The following is a 16063-nucleotide window of genomic DNA, read 5'->3' on the forward strand; positions in this document are numbered from 1 at the left end:
AGATTCAGAGTGCTTGATTCAGCAGTCAACGTCGACGTTTCACCCGATTCATCGACGTTGACTGCAAAATCCAGAACCGAGGATTCAGCAGTCAGCGCGGGTGGCTGGCGGCACCGCTCAGCCTGGCACCTCTCAGCGCGGCACCAGGGTGCCGATCCGTTCGGCGGCGTCCTCCGCCTCGGGCGTGGTGAACACGATCGCCTTGCCGGCGGTTCGGTGGATGATGAGTGCTGGCCCGTCGCGCAGCACGAAGCCCTTGGCGGTCTTGTTCGACCGCCATCCCCAGCCGAGGTAGTCGCCGAGCGGGTCGACGCGAGTGGCCTCGACGCCGGTGATGTCCTCGCGCGGAATGATCGCGCGCGGGAATCCCAGGACCGAGGCGGTGGTCACCCCGGTCTCGTCGATGCGCAGGCGGGCGGCGAAGAGCGGGACGGCGAGGACGATGACGACGATCGTGCAGGCGAGCATGAACCAGCCGACCTCCGACCAGAAGGCGATGGTGAGACCGGCCACCATCGCGATGCTCGCGGCGAGGATGACCGCCGGCAGCGGCGAGAGCGCGGTGGTGACGCTCCAGGGGGATGTGGGAGCCATGTTCTCACCCTACACACGCCCGCGGCGCCGGTTCCGATCGTTCGGAACCGGCGCCTCGGGGACGGGATCACCGGCTGGAAGTCACCAGCCGGGATTCACCAGCAGAGACTCAAGACCCGAGCCTCAGACGCGGTTGAGCAGCGGTTCGAAGTGCTCGCCGACGAGCTCGGGACGGTCGAGCGGCAGCACGGCGGAGACGTACTGGTCGGGCCGGACGATGACGACGGCGCCCTCGCGGGAGATCTCGCGCATCGCGAAGATGTCGCCGGCGAGGTGGCGGTCGCTCTCATGGGTGTCCTGCGGGGCGATCGCGAAGACCTTCTCCTGGTCGATGAGCTCGTACGGGCCGACCTTCGGGCGGAACACGTCGGGCACATCGGTGACCTCGAACTCGTGATGCGCCTGCTGGTAGACGACCTTGACGTCGAAGAGCGCATCCGGATCCGCGCCGGCCGGCGTGTGCACGCGCAGCGGCGAGGCGGCGTCGCCTTCCATCCAGTCGGCCCAGGCGGCGAGCTTCGAGTCCGCAGCGCCTGCTGCCGGGGCGTCGGCGAAGACGTAGATCCGCCAGCGACCATCGGCCCGGGCGTGGTGGCCCAGGTGCAGCGGCACCGCATCGGCCACCCGCACCACCGGGGCCGACGTGAAACGCTTGCCCAGCGGGAAGCCTGCGGCCAGCTGCTGGTGCTCGGCACTGCCGGTGAGCGGGGCGGAGTCGTATTCGGTCATGAAACCGGCCGGGAACTCGGCGGTCTTGACGTAGAAGTCGGCGAGGAAGGCGGGGTCTTCGAACTCGCTGGACTTCTTCGCCATGAGCGTCGACCATTCCTTATCGAAGTCGATGAGGTTCTGGGCGACCGGCTGGCGCTCGCGCGAGTAGGTGCGCAGCAGCCCCTCAGGCGCCAGGCCGGAGAGCACGTGGCCGAGCTTCCAGGCGATGTTGAACCCGTCCTGCATCGAGACGTTCATGCCCTGCCCGGCCTTCGCCGAGTGGGTGTGGCAGGCGTCGCCGGTGATGAAGACGCGCGGGGTGCGCTCATCGCCGTCGTCGATGTCGTCGAACCGGTCGGTCACCCGGTGGCCGACCTCGTAGACGGAGTACCAGGCGACGTTCTTGACGTCGAGGGAGTACGGGTGGATGATCGCGTTCGCCTTGGCAATGGTGTCCTCGACGGTCGTCTTGCGGATCGCGCCGGCATCCTCGGGTGAGACCTCGCCCAAGTCGACGTACATGCGGAACAGGTAGCCGCCCTCACGCGGGATGTGGAGGATGTTGCCGCCGGAGCTCGACTGGATCGCGCACTTCGTGCGGATGTCGGGGAAGTCGGTGACGGCGAGCACGTCCATCACGCCCCAGGCGTGGAAGGCCTGGTCGCCCTGCGGTTTGCGGCCGATCGCCTTGCGCACCTGCGAGTGCGCGCCGTCGCAGCCGACGACGTACTTCGCGCGCACCGTGCGGGTGCTGCCCTCATCGGGTCCGGTGGTGCGGCGCAGCTCGACGGCGACCGGATACTCCTCGGCGTCATCGCGGGACAGGCCGAGCATCTCCCAGCCATAGTCGGGCTTCATGCGCGCCGGCGAGTTGTGCATGAAGGCCGCGAAGTGGTCCTGGATGCGGGCCTGGTTGACGATGAGGTGCGGGAATTCGGAGATGCCATGCGGGTCATCGGCCGGCCGTGACTGGCGGACGATGTTCTCCGGGTTGTCCGGGTCCGGGCCCCAGAAGCACATCTCGGTGATCCGGTAGGCCTCGTCGATGATCCGGTTGGCGAAGCCGAAGGCCTGGAAGGTCTCGACGCTGCGGGCCTGGATGCCATCGGCCTGCCCGATCTGCAAGCGGCCGGGGCGGCGTTCGATGATCCGGGTGTGGACGTCGGGGAACTGCGCGAGCTGGGCGGCGGTGATCATGCCGGCCGGGCCGGTGCCGACGATGAGGACGTCCATCTCATCGGGCAGCTCCTCCGGCCGGTCGAGGCCGATGCCGGCCGCCGGTTCGATGAGCGGGTCGTGGGTGACGTATCCGTGGTGGTGGAATTGCATCTGAGGCTCCTTTGGCTTCGCGCGACTCAGCGGCCGGCAGTTCCCAGGCGGTCGGGGTTCGTGGTCGCGTAGTCGGTGGTCGCGTGGTCTGTGGTGTCGGGTCCCGCGCCCGAGGCGGTGGCCGCCCGGCCCGAGGCAGGGGTCGAGGCCGCGGTCACCTCACCTGGGGCCGCGCCCGAGGCGGGGGCCGCCTTACGCGCGGGAGTGTGCGGTCCGGTGCGGTGGTGGCTGCCGACGTAGATGCCGCGGGTCTGCTCCTCCTCTGCATTCGGGGAGAGGTCGATGCCGCAGCGGTCGCGCAGCAGGAGGGTGGCGATGAGGCCGAGGGCGGTCATGCCGAGCAGATAGTAGGTGACACCGGTCGATGAGTGGGTCGCCTGCTGGATCGACTTGGCGATCATCGGGGCGAAGGCACCGCCGATGATCGAGCCGAGCGCATAGGAGATCGACACACCGGAGAACCGCACCGAGGCGGGGAACAGCTCGGTGTACCAGGCCGCCTGCGGACCATAGGTCAGGCCGAGGCCGATCGTCAGCAGCACGAGCGCGAGGATGAGCATGCCGACCGAGGCGGTGTTGACGAGCGGGAACAGCGCGACGACGGCCGCGCCCTGCAGGACCCAGCCGAGCAGGTAGGTGTTCTTGCGCCCGAGGTGGTCGGAGACCCAGCCGGCGACGAAGGTCGCGAGCAGCCAGGTGACCGAGGAGATCGTCACAGCCCACAGCACCGGCCCCGGCGGCAGGGCGACCGGCCCCTCGGCATCGGTGGCGTAGTGCTGGACATAGCCGCCGGTGGTCATATAGCCGACGGCGCTGTTGCCGGCGAAGACGCAGGCGGCAAGCAGCACGAGCGGGGCGTAGCGGGCGAAGAGGGAGACGACCGGGGCGCTGGCCTGTTCGCAGCGCTCGGCGATTTCGGCGAAGACTGGGGACTCCTCGACGCTGCGACGGATCCAGTAGCCCACCCCCACGAGCACGATGCTGAAGAGGAACGGGATGCGCCAGCCCCACTGGAGGAAGGCATCGCCGGGGAAGATCGCGGTCATGATCGCCATCATCGCACTCGCCAGCAACAGGCCGAAGGGCACGCCGATCTGCGGCATCGCGCCGAACAGGCCGCGGCGGTGGCTCGGTGCGTGCTCGACGGCCATGAGGACGGCACCGCCCCATTCGCCGCCGGCGGAGATGCCCTGCAGGATGCGCAGGCCGATGAGCAGCAGCGGTGCGGCCAGGCCGATCGTCTCGTAGGTCGGCAGCAGGCCGATGAGGACGGTGGCCGCGCCCATGCCGATGAGGGTGACGACGAGGATGAACCGGCGGCCGAGCTTGTCGCCGTAGTGGCCGGCGAGGAAGGCGCCGAGCGGCCGGAACAGGAAGCTGATGCCGACGCTGGCGAACGAGATGATGACAGCGAACTGGGCTCCGGCCGGTTCGAAGAACAGCTGGCCGAAGATGAGCCCGGCGGCAGCTGCGTAGACGAAGTAGTCATACCACTCGATGGTGGTGCCGATGACGGCGGCGAAGGCGACCTTGCGCCGTTCTCTCGCCGAGGTCGGCGAGGTGGTCACAGCTGACGCTGCAGACATGAACGCTCCTTATACGTCTCTCCAGACCGCACAAGCGCCAGGTTCTCGTCGACCCGGCGGCAGTGCAGCCAGGTGGTGCAGCCAGGTGCGGCTGCGGAGTATGCGCTGCGGAATATTCGCGGTCTGGGTGAGGTTGCTCACGGTGATAGATGAAAAGATATACGATCTCAGATATTGTGTAAAGCAGATCACATCCGCAGCCGTTCCGGAGACCTGCCTCACAGCCGGTCTCACCAGCAGAAAGCAAGGAGCCCATGGACACCGACGCCGCGACGAACCAGCGCACTGCCGCGCTGCCCCAGGTGCCCGGCAAGATCATCGCCGTCCACCTCAGCTACGAATCCCGCGCCGCCCAGCGCGGCCGCAAGCCGGCCAGCCCCTCGTACTTCATCAAGCCGCTGAGCTCGGTGGCCGCCTCCGGCGACCCGGCAGGCGCCGAGGTCGCCCGCCCGGCCGGCACCGAGCTGCTCGCCTACGAAGGCGAGATCGCCCTCATCATCGGCACCCCTGCCTCCCGGGTGTCGACCGCCGAGGCCTGGTCGCACGTCGGCTGGGTGACCGCGGCCAATGACTGGGGCCTGTACGATCTGCGTGCCAATGACAAGGGCTCGAACCTGCGCAACAAGGGCCGTGACGGCTACACCCCCCTGGGCCCGGGTCTCATCCCCTCCGCCGAGGTCTCGGCTGAGCAGCTGCGGGTGCGCACCTGGCACAACGGGAACCTCGTGCAGGAGGACACCGGCGCCGGCATGTTCTTCCCGTTCTCCCAGCTCATCGCCGACCTGTCCCAGCATGTGACGCTGGAGGCCGGTGACGTCATCCTCACCGGCACCCCGGCCGGCTCCTCGGTCGCCGCCCCCGGCGACGTCATCGAGGTCGAGGTCGATGCCCCGGCTGCTGCCGGCGCACCCTCGACCGGCCGGCTCATCAGCACCGTCGTCGACGGTCCCGGCGACTTCGACCCGGATCTCGGCTCGCTGCCGAGCATCAACGACACCCAGCGCGAGGAGGCCTACGGCTCCCGCGCGGCCGCCGGGCTCGATCCGCTGCCGGGTCTCAGCGCCGAGCTGCGGGAGCGGCTGGCGGCGATTCCGGTGGCCGGCCTGTCCCAGCAGCTGCGGCAGCGCGGCCTGAACAATGTCACCATCGATGGTGTGCGCTCCAACCGGCCGGGCGCCAAGATCGTCGGCACCGCCAAGACGCTGCGCTTCATCGCCGGCCGCGAGGACCTGTTCAAGAGCCACGGCGGCGGCTTCAACGCCCAGAAGCGCTGCTTCGACACCGTCGGCGAAGGTGAGGTCATCGTCATCGAGGCCCGCGGCGAGACCGGCTCGGGCACGCTCGGCGACATCCTCGCCCTGCGCGCCAAGACCCGCGGGGCCGCCGGCATCATCACCGACGGCGGGGTGCGCGACTACGCCGCCGTCGCCGAGGTGGGCATCCCCGTGTTCTCCCAAGGCGCCCACCCTGCCGTGCTCGGCCGCCGCCACGTGCCGTGGGACACCGACCTGACGATCAGCTGCGGCGGCACCGTCGTCCAGCCCGGCGACATCATCGTCGCGGATGACGACGGCGCCATCGTCATCCCCCCGGCCCTGGCCGAGGAGGTCGCCGAGGCGGCTGCGAAGAAGGAGACCGAGGACGCCTGGGTCTTCGAACAGGTCGCAGACGGCCACCCGGTCGACGGACTGTTCCCCATGAACCGCGAATGGCGCGAGAAGTACGAGGCCGAACAGCCGGAAGGCCGCGCATGAGCAGCGAGCCGGCCGTGAGCAGCCACCCGGTCACCGCTTCGGGCACGGGCCGGGACTCAGCCACTGCCTCGGGCACGGGCCGGGACTCATCCACTGCCTCGGTCGCGGGGACGCTGCCGGCGGCCGCCACCACGGTGGTGGCCTCGAAGTCGCAGCGGGCCTACGACTGGATCCGGGAGCGGATCCTGAGCAAGGAGTTCGGCTCCGGCTACCGGCTCGTGCTCGCCCCCATCGCCGCTGAGCTGCAGATGAGCGTCATCCCCGTGCGCGAGGCGATCCGCCGGCTGGAAGCCGAGGGGCTCGTCGAGTACGACCGCAATGTCGGCGCGCGGGTCGCGCTCATCGACGAAGGCGCCTACCTCGATGCGATGCAGACGCTCGGGGTGGTCGAGGGCTTCGCGACGGCGCTGTCGGCTCCGCTGCTCGATGCGGCTGCGCTGGCCGAGGCCGAGGCGATCAACGAGCGGATGCGCGGGCTGCTCGACCGGCTCGATCCGCACTACTTCACGCAGCTGAACAAGGAGTTCCACTCGGTGCTCTTCCGGGAGTGCCCGAACCCGCTCATCCTCGACCAGGTGCATCACTGCTGGACGCGGATGTCGGGGCTGCGCGATTCGACGTTCACCTTTGTGCCCGGCCGCGCCGAGGAGTCGGTCGCCGAGCATGCGCAGATCCTGGAGCTCATCCGCGCCGGCGCTGAGCCGCTGGAGATCGAGCTCGCCGCCCGCAACCACCGCCACCGCACGCTGCAGGCGTTCCTCGACCGCAGCACGACCGACTGACCAACTGACCACCAGACTGACCGCAACAGACACACCCTGATACGACATCCGGCCGACCACACTATTCGGAGGGAATCCATGACGACCGCATCGACTCAAACCCCAGACCAGGCAGCGCTGAGCGAGCGCCACATTCCGGCTGACCTGCCCGAACGGATCCAGCACTACATCGACGGCGCCTTCGTCGACTCAGTCGACGGCAGCACCTTCGATGTGCTCGAACCGGTCTCGAACGAGACCTATGTGCAGGCTGCGGCCGGCAAACAGGAGGACATCGACCGGGCGGTCGCCGCCGCCCGCACGGCCTTCCAGGAGGGCCCGTGGCCCAAGATGCTGCCGCGCGAGCGCTCGCGGGTGTTGCACCGGATCGCCGACATCGTCGAGACCCGCGGGGAGCGCCTGGCCGAACTGGAGTCCTTCGACTCCGGTCTGCCGATCTCCCAGGCGCTCGGCCAGGCCCGCCGCGCGGCAGAGAACTTCCGGTTCTTCGCCGACCTCATCGTCGCCCAGTCCGATGACACCTTCAAGGTTCCCGGCCGCCAGATCAACTACGTCAACCGCAAGCCGATCGGCGTCGCCGGCCTCATCACCCCATGGAACACCCCGTTCATGCTCGAGTCCTGGAAGCTCGGCCCGGCCCTGGCCACCGGCAACACCGTGGTCCTCAAGCCCGCCGAGTTCACCCCGCTGTCGGCATCGCTGTGGGCCGGCATCTTCGAAGAGGCCGAGCTGCCGCGCGGCGTGTTCAACCTCGTCAACGGCATCGGCGAGGAGGCCGGCGACGCCCTCGTCAAGCACCCGGACGTCCCGCTCATCTCCTTCACCGGCGAGTCGAAGACCGGCCAGCTCATCTTCGCCAACGCCGCGCCGCACCTCAAGGGCCTGTCGATGGAGCTCGGCGGCAAGTCCCCGGCCATCGTGTTCGAGGATGCCGATCTCGACGGCGCGGTCGACGCCTGCGTCTTCGGCGTCTTCTCCCTCAACGGCGAGCGCTGCACGGCCGGTTCGCGGATCCTCGTCCAGCGCAGCATCTACGATGAATTCGTCGAGAAGTACGCCGCGCAGGCCAAGCGCGTCACGGTCGGCTACCCGCACGACCCGAAGACCGAGGTCGGCGCGCTCGTGCACCCGGAGCACTTCGAGAAGGTCATGAGCTACGTGGAGATCGGCAAGACCGAGGCGAAGCTCGCTGCCGGCGGCGGCCGCCCGGAGGGCTTCGAGTTCGGCAACTTCGTCGCCCCGACCGTGTTCGTCGACGTCCCGCCGACCGCCCGGATCTTCCAGGAGGAGATCTTCGGACCGGTCGTGGCGATCACCCCGTTCGACACCGAGGAAGAGGCGCTCGAACTGGCCAACAACACGAAGTACGGCCTGGCCGCCTATGTCTGGACCAACGATCTCAAGCGCGCCCACAACTTCGCCCAGGCCGTCGAGTCGGGCATGGTGTGGCTCAACTCCAACAACGTCCGTGACCTGCGCACGCCCTTCGGCGGCGTCAAGGCCTCCGGCCTCGGCCACGAGGGCGGCTACCGCTCGATCGACTTCTACACCGATCAGCAGGCCGTGCACATCAACCTCGGCAAGGTCCACAACCCGTCGTTCGGCAAGCAGTGACCGCCCAGGCGCCGACGCCTCGGGCACCAGAAGAAGGAACCGCCATGACCACCTCATCCACCCCACCCGCCTCACCCACTCCAGCTGATCCGATCCCGACGCCCACCGCTCCGGCACCCGATGTGCTGCGGTGCGCCTACATGGAGATCCAGGTCACCGACCTCAAGCGCTCGCGCGACTTCTACGTCGACGTGCTCGGCCTCGTCGTGACGGCCGAGGACGAGGACGCCATCTACCTGCGCTCCTTCGAGGAGTTCATCCACCACAACCTCGTGCTCCGCCAGGGCGATGTCGCAGCAGTCGCCGCCTTCTCCTACCGGGTGCGCACTCCCGAGGACGTCGACCGCGCCGAGGCGTACTTCACCGAGCTCGGCTGCCGGGTCGAGCGCCGCCGGGACGGCTTCGTCAAGGGCATCGGCGACTCCGTGCGCGTCGAGGACCCGCTCGGCTTCCCGTACGAGTTCTTCTACGAGGTCGAACACGTCGAGCGGCTCGCCTGGCGCTACGACCTCTACACCCCCGGCGCGCTCGTCCGCCTCGACCACTTCAACCAGGTCACCCCGGACGTGCCGCGTGCGGTGAAGTACATGGACGACCTGGGCTTCCGCACCACGGAGGACATCCGCGACTCCAACGGCACCGTCTACGCCGCATGGATGCGCCGCAAGCCCACCGTGCACGACACCGCGATGACCGGCGGCGACGGCCCCCGCATGCACCACGTCGCCTTCGCCACGCATGAGAAGCACAACATCCTCGCCATCTGCGACAAGCTCGGTGCGCTGCGCCTGTCCGACCACATCGAGCGCGGCCCCGGCCGCCACGGAGTGTCGAACGCCTTCTATCTTTACCTGCGCGACCCCGACGGCCACCGCGTCGAGATCTACACGCAGGACTACTACACCGGCGACCCGGACAACCCGGTCGTGACCTGGGATGTGCACGACAACCAGCGCCGCGACTGGTGGGGCACCCCGGTCGTGCCGAGCTGGTACACCGATGCCTCCCTCGTCCTCGACCTCGACGGCCAGCCGCAGCCGCTCATCAGCCGCGAGGACGACTCGGAGATGGAGGTCACGATCGGCGCCGACGGCTTCTCCTACACCCGCGAAGAGGACACCTCCTCTATGCCGGAGTGGAAGCAGGGAGAATACAAGCTGGGCCACCAGCTCTGACAGACCCAACCCAGCCCCCGCCTCGGGCGCGGCTCGCCGCCGCTGGCGCGCACCGTTCCCGAGGCGGCGGGCACCTGTGCGTGGAAGGAGACCACCATGCTCGATGCGCAGACCATCGCCCAGATCGCCGATGAGATCGCCGAGGCTGAGCGCACCCACACCCAGATCCCACGGCTGACGAGCCGCTTCGAGGGCATGACCGTCGAGGACGCCTACGCCGTGCAGAACGAGTGGCGCCGCCGGCAGATCGCCGCCGGGCGCCGGCAGGTCGGCCGCAAGATCGGCCTGACCTCGAAGGTCATGCAGCAGGCGACCGGCATCACCGAACCCGACTACGGCGTCATCTTCTCCGACATGGTGTTCGAGAACGGCGCCGTCATCGAGCACGCGCGGTTCTCCGGCGTGCGTATCGAGGTCGAGCTCGCCTTCGCGCTCAAGGAGCCGCTGGCCGGCCCGAACGTCACCGTCTTCGACGTCATGCGCGCCACCGAGTACGTCATCCCGGCGCTGGAGATCCTCGACAGCCGCGTCGAGATGGACGGCCGCAGCATCGTCGACACCATCAGCGACAACGCCGCGATGGGCGCGATGGTCACCGGCGGCAACCCGACCGATCCGCACGATGTCGACCTGCGCTGGGTGTCCGCGCTGCTGTACCGCAATGAGACGATCGAAGACTCCGGGGTTGCGGCCGCAGTGCTCAACCATCCGGCAATGGGTGTCGTGTGGCTGGCGAACAAGCTCGCCGAGCACGGCGACAGCCTGGAGGCCGGCGAGATCATCCTCGCCGGCTCCTTCACGAAGCCGATGTGGGTCGAGCCCGGCGACACGGTGCTCGCCGACTACGGACAGATGGGAACCATCGCATGCCGCTTCAACTGAACCCCACCTTCGCTGCCCGCCTGCGCGAGGCGACCGGCGCCTCGGGCGCGGCAGCCGGGACCGGGGCCGGCACCTCGGGCACGGACGCCACGGCCAGGGCCGGCCGGACGCTCTACGGCGGCTGGGTGTGCTCCGGCTCGCCGGTGATGGCCGAGATCATGGCTGGCGCCGGCCTCGACTGGCTGCTCATCGACATGGAGCACGCCCCCAACGGCCTGGAGTCCGTCCTTCACCAGCTCTACGCCGTCTCCGCCTACCCGAGCACGCCGATGGTGCGCGTGCCGGTGGCCGATGCGACGATCATCAAGCAGGTCCTCGACCTGGGCGCGCAGAACATCCTCGTGCCGATGGTCTCCACGCGCGCCGAAGCCGAGGCGGTCGCTGCGGCCGCGCAGTACCCGCCGGCCGGGGTGCGCGGGGTGGGTTCGGCGCTGGCGCGCTCGGCGCGCTGGAACCGGGTGCCGGACTACCTCGCTCAGGCGCATGAGCACGTCTCCGTGTTCGTGCAGATCGAGACGAGCGCCGGTGTGGAGAACGCTGCGGCGATCGCCGCGACGCCGGGCATCGACGGGGTGTTCGTCGGGCCCTCGGACCTGGCGGCCTCGATGGGGCTTATCGGCCAGCAGACCCACCCCGAAGTGGTCGCTGCCGTGCGCAGTGTGCTCACCCAGGTGCGCGCGGCCGGCCGGTTCGCTGGCGTCAACGCCTTCGATCCGGACACCGCACGGGCCTACGCCGAGGCCGGCGCCCAGTTCATCCTCGTCGGCGCTGATGTCGCCATCGTCGCCCGCGGGGCGGAGAAGCTCGCCGCGGACTTCACCGGGAACTGAGGATGCACAGGCATTGATCTGACGCTGACCGCCGCCCTACGATGAGGATTCCACCGCCGGAATCCGGGCAGGCCGCACCTGCCGGGCTGAGGGGAGAGACGATGCAGATCACCGGAGCCGTCCTCGAACAGATCGGGGCCGACCGCCCCTACGCCGACACCCGGCCGCTGACGATCAGCCGCCTCGACCTCGACGAACCCGGTCCTGAAGATGTGCTCGTGCGCATCCGCGCAGCTGGGCTGTGCCACTCGGATCTGTCCGTCGTCGACGGCAACCGGCCCCGCCCCACCCCGATGCTGCTCGGCCACGAGGCCTCCGGCATCGTCGAACAGGTCGGTGAGCAGGTCACCGACATCGAGCCCGGCCAGCAGGTGAGCACCGTGTTCCTACCCCGCTGCGGACAGTGCGCCAACTGCGCGACCGAGGGCAAACTGCCGTGCACTCCCGGCACTGCGGTCAACAATGCCGGCACACTCGTCGGCGACCGGATCCTGCTGAGACGCGACGGGGCTGAGGTGCGCCACCACCTCGGCGTCTCCGGTTTCGCCACCCATGCGGTGCTGCACCGTTCCTCGGTGGTGCCGGTCGGAGCGGATGTGCCTGCCGACATTGCCGCGGTCCTCGGCTGCGCGGTGCTCACCGGCGGCGGCGCGGTCATCAACGCCGGCCGCCCAGCTGACGGCGATGACGTCATGGTCGTCGGGCTCGGCGGGGTGGGGATGGCTGCGCTCATCACCGCACTGTCGCTGAAGAAGCGCGCCCGGGCCGGCAGTGACGATGGCGGAGGTGACGATGGTGGCGGCGATGTCGGCAAGGTGATCGGCGTCGATGCGAATCCGGCGAAGCTGTCTCGGGCGATCGAGCTCGGCGCCGATGCCGGTTACACCCCAGCCGAGGTGGCCGAGAAGGGTGTGCGCGCCGCTGTCGTCATCGAGGCCGCCGGACATCCGAAGGCCTTCGAGACCGCCGTTGCTGCGACCGGGATCGGCGGGACGACCGTGACCGTCGGCCTGCCCGCACCGGATGCGCGCTCGGAAATCATCCCGCTCGTGCTCACCGCTGAGGCGCGCACGATCATCGGCTCCTACCTCGGCTCGGCTGTGCCGGCACGCGACATCCCGGTCTATGAGCGACTCTGGCGTGGGGGTGCGCTGCCGGTCGGCGAACTCATCTCCGGGCACATCCGGCTGGAGGAGATCAACGACGCCCTCGACACCCTCGCCGACGGTCAGGCCGTCCGCCAGGTCGTCATGTTCGACGAGCTGGCGGGGGCTGAGGGCCTCCTGCAGAGCCCGCACTTCCCAGCGGCTCTGCGCCTGTGACACGGTTGAGCCATGAGTGATCCGAAGAAGAAACTCAGTCCTGCAGAGATCGCCGCGGCGGACCTGACCGGTTGGGAGCAGCGCGACGAGACGATCGTGGCGACGTTTCGCACCGGCGATTTCGCCGCGGGCCTGGAGTTCACCAACCGGATCGGCGCAGCCGCCGAGGACGCTGACCACCATCCCGACATCCTACTGACCTACCCACAGGTGCAGGTGACGCTGTGGAGCCATGATGTCGGAGGGCTGACGAGCCGTGACGTCCGCATGGCCCGGAAGATCAGCCAGCTGGCAGCCGAAGCGGGCATCGAAACCGTCTGACCTCAACCAGTCCGGCGTCTGCCACTGTGCGGTGCACCGCCGCTGCGGGCACTTCGTGTGGAATCCAGACCACTCGGTTCTGCACGAAACGCACGCGGAATCGTCGAATCGTGTGCATCTCGTGGAGAATCGACGCTCATCCATTCGACACGAACTGCACACGGCCGGCCGATCCAACCCGGTGCCAGGGACTCATCAACGTTCACTGCTACCTCGAGACCTCTCGATGTTGCACTCAACGACTATGAATCCGTGTTCTGATGGTCGTTGAGTACCACATCCAGGCTCGTCGATGCGGTAGTCAACGACGTTCCCGGGCTCTGACCGGCTCAGCCCCGCCCTGTCAACCGGTGCGTTCCGAGCACTTCATGCCGGGTCGGCTCGTGCCTGCGGTGAGAAGCGACAAGACTGATCTCCTCGACCCGCCACCGCAATGCGGGGAAGGCGTCGAGGATCTGCAGCCATTTCGTCGCGTTGATCGCCTGCCTGCCGGTGCGGGCGATCGTCAGGTGCGGCACCGGGTCGGTCGAGTCGACACGGGTGCCGGCATTGTTGGCGACATTGCGCGCCCGATGCTGCAGGCGGATGACCTCATCCCGCCCAGCCCCGATCCCGAGGTAGAGCACCTTCGCCTCGGCCGCGTTCGGAAACGCTCCTCCCCCAGCCAATTCGATGTCGAAGGGCGCGATCGTATCGGCGGTCTCGGCGAGCATCTCGTCGATCCGGTCCTCGCAGTCGGTAGTGACATCGGGCATGAACGCCAGCGTCACGTGCCACAGCCGTTCGGCGGTGAAGCGCAGGTTCTCGTCGATCCCGCGCCGGGGCTCGACGAGCTCACCCAGCGTCTGCACGATCTCAGACGGCGGGTGAATGGCGGTGAACATCCGCTGTCCCATCAGTCCTCCCCAACCCCGAACCCTGACCGACCCCTCACCCCTCGCCGCGGTCCCGCTCGGCCTTCCGGACCATGTCCGGGTTGAGGTCCGCGAGAGTCGAGGCACCCATGAGGTGCATGGTCACCCGCATCTGCGCTTCGAGCAGTTCGAGGACCTTGCGCACGCCGGCCTCACCAGCGGCCATCAGGCCGTAGAGGTACGCCCGGCCGATGAGCGTGAAGTCGGCACCGTAGGCGAGCGCGGCGAGGATGTCGGCACCGTGCATGATTCCGGAGTCGAGGATGATCTCGACATCGTCTCCGGCGGCGGCACGCACCACCGGCAGGGCATCGAAGCTCGTCGGCGCGCGGTCGAGCTGGCGACCGCCGTGGTTCGATACGACGAGGCCGTCGGCGCCGTTGTCGAGTGAGCGCTGCGTGTCCTCGGCAGTGAGCACACCTTTGACGAACAGCTTCCCGGGCCACTGCTCGCGGATCCAGGCGAGGTCCTCCATCGACAGGGTCGGGTCGAACATGCCGTTGACGAGGGCAGCCAGAGAGGACGTGGCATCCGACAGCGACGCAAAGGTCAGCGGGTCAGTGGTGAGGAAGTTGAACCACCATTCGGGTCGGTAGGACGCGTCGAGCACGGTGCCCAAAGTCAGCTTCGGCGGCACGGTCAGGCCGTTGCGCACATCGCGCAGCCGCCGCCCGGCGATCGCGGTGTCGACGGTGACGAGCAGGTTGGGGTAGCCGGCAGCCCAGGCCCGCTGGATGAGGTCAAGAGACGCTTCCCGATCGCGCCACAGGTACAGCTGGAACCACTTCGTCGCATTCGGTGCGGCTGCGGCGACGTCCTCGATCGACTGGGTGCCCATCGTCGACAGCGAAAACGGCACGCCGGCGCGTTCAGCCGCTCGTACCCCGGCGACCTCGCCCTCGGCCTGCATCATGCGGGTGAAGCCGGTCGGCGCGATGCCCACCGGCAGCTCGAAGGTCTCACCGGCGACCGTGGCGCGCAGATCGATGTCGCCATTGGCAGCCAGGATCGCGGGGATGAATGTCACTTCGCCGAAGGCATCCCGGTTGCCATAGTGCGTGCTTTCGGATTCGGCTGCCCCGTCGACGTAGTCGAACGGCCCGGTCGGGGTTCGCCGTTTGGCGATCCGCCGCAGATCCTCGACGCTGCTCACCCGGCTCAGCCGGGCCTGGCGGCGATTGCGCTGAAGGTCGAACTGCAGCAGCGGGCCCAGATCGGCCCAGCGGGGTATGCGTCGTCGTAGTGCCATGGCCACAGGCTACCGTCTTGCCCGCCGTCGCCGAGGCGGTGGTCGCCAGAGGAGATCCGGACCCAGACGGTCTGGGCACCACCGGGTGCGTGTGCCAGGATGAGGCCATGGCTGATCTTGTGCTCTTCCATTCCGCGCTCGGGCTGACCGAGGGCATGTCCCAGTTGGCAGCGCAGTTCTCCGACGCCGGCCACGCTGTTCACACCCCCGACTACTACGACGGTCATGTCTTCGACACCGTCGACGCTGGCATCGCCTACCGCGATGAAATCGGCTTCCCGGATCTGGCGAAGCGGACTTCCGACGCCATCGCGGAGCTGGAGGGCCCGCTCGTCTTCGGCGGCTGGTCGCTCGGTGCCGCGATGGCTCAGTCGATGGGCAAGCGCGATCCCCGCGCGGCCGGCGCGCTGCTCTTCCACGCCGGAGGTGTGCCGAAGAAGACCTCGTGGCAGGCCCAGGTTCCGCTGCAGATCCACTATGCGATCGGCGATGCGTGGATCGATGCCGGCGCCCCGGAGCTGCTCGTCGCCTCCGTCGCCGAGGCGGGGGCGAGCGCCGCGCAGTTCGTCTACCCGGGCAGCGCGCACCTGTTCACCGACCCCTCGGCCCCGGAGTACGACGCGCAACTGGCCGGTCTGCTCATGTCCCGCGTCCTGCGGTTCATCGCCGAAGAGGTCGACCAGGGGTAGCACGCAGTCTGCCTAGCTCTCAGCGCACTCGGATGAGTGAGACACATCGGGGAGTCCTCGCATGACGGTTCCCCCGTCAGGGGCATTCTGCCCACCTTCTGTCTACACTCGTCCAATCACCACGTGACGCTTCGCGGCGCTATTCGCCCACACATTCACGCTTTAGCCTTGATCCACCGATGTAAGTAGCCGGATCGAGCCGCGTATGGAATGGAAATGCCCCTCCTGAACTGGGAAAATGGTGATGTTCTCAGTCAACATTCCCGGCCAAGAAAGGGGCACCTCTCAGGTGCTATTCAATCACACACCCA

The 16063-nt window shown here is 68.3% G+C and carries 14 protein-coding genes; 9 read left to right on the forward strand and 5 right to left on the reverse strand.

Features of this window, described 5'->3' with window-relative positions:
* Positions 1-132: 132 nt before the first annotated feature.
* The 3 genes from ACFFN1_RS07310 to ACFFN1_RS07320 all read right to left on the reverse strand — a co-directional run bounded on the left by ACFFN1_RS07310 (position 133) and on the right by ACFFN1_RS07320 (position 4220).
* Positions 133-594, reverse strand: coding sequence for a hypothetical protein (locus ACFFN1_RS07310; RefSeq protein WP_376840019.1), 462 nt, complete (start codon positions 592-594; stop codon positions 133-135).
* 123 nt (positions 595-717) lie between these two features.
* Positions 718-2634, reverse strand: coding sequence for an FAD-binding monooxygenase (locus ACFFN1_RS07315; RefSeq protein ID WP_376840021.1), 1917 nt, complete (start codon positions 2632-2634; stop codon positions 718-720).
* A gap of 26 nt (positions 2635-2660) precedes the next feature.
* Positions 2661-4220, reverse strand: a complete 1560-nt coding sequence (locus ACFFN1_RS07320) for an MFS transporter (protein ID WP_376840023.1) — start codon at positions 4218-4220, stop codon at positions 2661-2663.
* Positions 4221-4474: 254 nt separating this feature from the next.
* Between ACFFN1_RS07320 and ACFFN1_RS07325 the strand changes: the two genes are divergently transcribed.
* From ACFFN1_RS07325 to ACFFN1_RS07360, 8 genes are all read left to right on the forward strand, one after another.
* Positions 4475-5974 (forward strand): fumarylacetoacetate hydrolase family protein, encoded by a 1500-nt coding sequence (locus tag ACFFN1_RS07325; RefSeq protein ID WP_376840024.1) that lies wholly within the window; start codon positions 4475-4477, stop codon positions 5972-5974.
* Positions 5971-6756 (forward strand): GntR family transcriptional regulator, encoded by a 786-nt coding sequence (locus ACFFN1_RS07330; protein WP_376840025.1) that lies wholly within the window; start codon positions 5971-5973, stop codon positions 6754-6756. The genes ACFFN1_RS07325 and ACFFN1_RS07330 overlap by 4 nt, the downstream gene beginning before the upstream one ends.
* Before the next feature lie 78 nt (positions 6757-6834).
* A complete protein-coding gene (gene hpaE, locus ACFFN1_RS07335) occupies positions 6835-8370 on the forward strand; it encodes a 5-carboxymethyl-2-hydroxymuconate semialdehyde dehydrogenase (RefSeq protein ID WP_376840026.1) in 1536 nt (511 codons plus the stop codon).
* A gap of 44 nt (positions 8371-8414) precedes the next feature.
* Positions 8415-9545, forward strand: a complete 1131-nt coding sequence (gene hpaD / locus ACFFN1_RS07340; protein ID WP_376840028.1) for a 3,4-dihydroxyphenylacetate 2,3-dioxygenase — start codon at positions 8415-8417, stop codon at positions 9543-9545.
* A gap of 96 nt (positions 9546-9641) precedes the next feature.
* Positions 9642-10427, forward strand: a complete 786-nt coding sequence (gene hpaH, locus ACFFN1_RS07345) for a 2-oxo-hept-4-ene-1,7-dioate hydratase (RefSeq protein ID WP_376840030.1) — start codon at positions 9642-9644, stop codon at positions 10425-10427.
* Positions 10412-11257, forward strand: a complete 846-nt coding sequence (locus ACFFN1_RS07350; protein ID WP_376840032.1) for an HpcH/HpaI aldolase family protein — start codon at positions 10412-10414, stop codon at positions 11255-11257. The genes hpaH and ACFFN1_RS07350 overlap by 16 nt, the downstream gene beginning before the upstream one ends.
* 101 nt (positions 11258-11358) lie before the next feature.
* Complete coding sequence (locus ACFFN1_RS07355; protein WP_376840038.1) at positions 11359-12579, forward strand: alcohol dehydrogenase catalytic domain-containing protein; 1221 nt, start codon at positions 11359-11361, stop codon at positions 12577-12579.
* Between the two features lie 12 nt (positions 12580-12591).
* Complete coding sequence (locus tag ACFFN1_RS07360; protein WP_376840034.1) at positions 12592-12900, forward strand: 4a-hydroxytetrahydrobiopterin dehydratase; 309 nt, start codon at positions 12592-12594, stop codon at positions 12898-12900.
* Positions 12901-13229: 329 nt separating this feature from the next.
* Here ACFFN1_RS07360 and thpR read toward each other — a convergent pair whose 3' ends face one another.
* Together thpR and ACFFN1_RS07370 are read right to left on the reverse strand one after the other, a co-directional pair.
* On the reverse strand, positions 13230-13796 hold the full coding sequence (gene thpR / locus ACFFN1_RS07365; RefSeq protein ID WP_376840035.1) for an RNA 2',3'-cyclic phosphodiesterase: 567 nt from the start codon (positions 13794-13796) through the stop codon (positions 13230-13232).
* A gap of 34 nt (positions 13797-13830) precedes the next feature.
* On the reverse strand, positions 13831-15063 hold the full coding sequence (locus ACFFN1_RS07370; protein WP_376840036.1) for an alpha-hydroxy acid oxidase: 1233 nt from the start codon (positions 15061-15063) through the stop codon (positions 13831-13833).
* Positions 15064-15170: 107 nt separating this feature from the next.
* On the opposite strand from ACFFN1_RS07370, the gene ACFFN1_RS07375 reads away from it, so the two are divergent.
* Entirely contained in the window at positions 15171-15752 is a 582-nt protein-coding gene (locus ACFFN1_RS07375; RefSeq protein WP_376840037.1) for a dienelactone hydrolase family protein, read from the forward strand.
* Positions 15753-16063: the final 311 nt, after the last annotated feature.

Source organism: Brevibacterium otitidis, from assembly GCF_042429315.1.
GTDB lineage: Bacteria > Actinomycetota > Actinomycetes > Actinomycetales > Brevibacteriaceae > Brevibacterium > Brevibacterium otitidis.

Excerpts from the sequence above, each read along its gene's own strand:
- ACFFN1_RS07310 (WP_376840019.1), bottom strand. The coding sequence starts at position 594 with ATGGCTCCCACATCCCCCTGGAGCGTCACCACCGCGCTCTCGCCGCTG.
- ACFFN1_RS07315 (WP_376840021.1), bottom strand. The coding sequence starts at position 2,634 with ATGCAATTCCACCACCACGGATACGTCACCCACGACCCGCTCATCGAA.
- ACFFN1_RS07320 (WP_376840023.1), bottom strand. The coding sequence starts at position 4,220 with ATGTCTGCAGCGTCAGCTGTGACCACCTCGCCGACCTCGGCGAGAGAA.
- ACFFN1_RS07325 (WP_376840024.1), top strand. The coding sequence starts at position 4,475 with ATGGACACCGACGCCGCGACGAACCAGCGCACTGCCGCGCTGCCCCAG.
- ACFFN1_RS07330 (WP_376840025.1), top strand. The coding sequence starts at position 5,971 with ATGAGCAGCGAGCCGGCCGTGAGCAGCCACCCGGTCACCGCTTCGGGC.
- hpaE (WP_376840026.1), top strand. The coding sequence starts at position 6,835 with ATGACGACCGCATCGACTCAAACCCCAGACCAGGCAGCGCTGAGCGAG.
- hpaD (WP_376840028.1), top strand. The coding sequence starts at position 8,415 with ATGACCACCTCATCCACCCCACCCGCCTCACCCACTCCAGCTGATCCG.
- hpaH (WP_376840030.1), top strand. The coding sequence starts at position 9,642 with ATGCTCGATGCGCAGACCATCGCCCAGATCGCCGATGAGATCGCCGAG.
- ACFFN1_RS07350 (WP_376840032.1), top strand. The coding sequence starts at position 10,412 with ATGCCGCTTCAACTGAACCCCACCTTCGCTGCCCGCCTGCGCGAGGCG.
- ACFFN1_RS07355 (WP_376840038.1), top strand. The coding sequence starts at position 11,359 with ATGCAGATCACCGGAGCCGTCCTCGAACAGATCGGGGCCGACCGCCCC.
- ACFFN1_RS07360 (WP_376840034.1), top strand. The coding sequence starts at position 12,592 with ATGAGTGATCCGAAGAAGAAACTCAGTCCTGCAGAGATCGCCGCGGCG.
- thpR (WP_376840035.1), bottom strand. The coding sequence starts at position 13,796 with ATGGGACAGCGGATGTTCACCGCCATTCACCCGCCGTCTGAGATCGTG.
- ACFFN1_RS07370 (WP_376840036.1), bottom strand. The coding sequence starts at position 15,063 with ATGGCACTACGACGACGCATACCCCGCTGGGCCGATCTGGGCCCGCTG.
- ACFFN1_RS07375 (WP_376840037.1), top strand. The coding sequence starts at position 15,171 with ATGGCTGATCTTGTGCTCTTCCATTCCGCGCTCGGGCTGACCGAGGGC.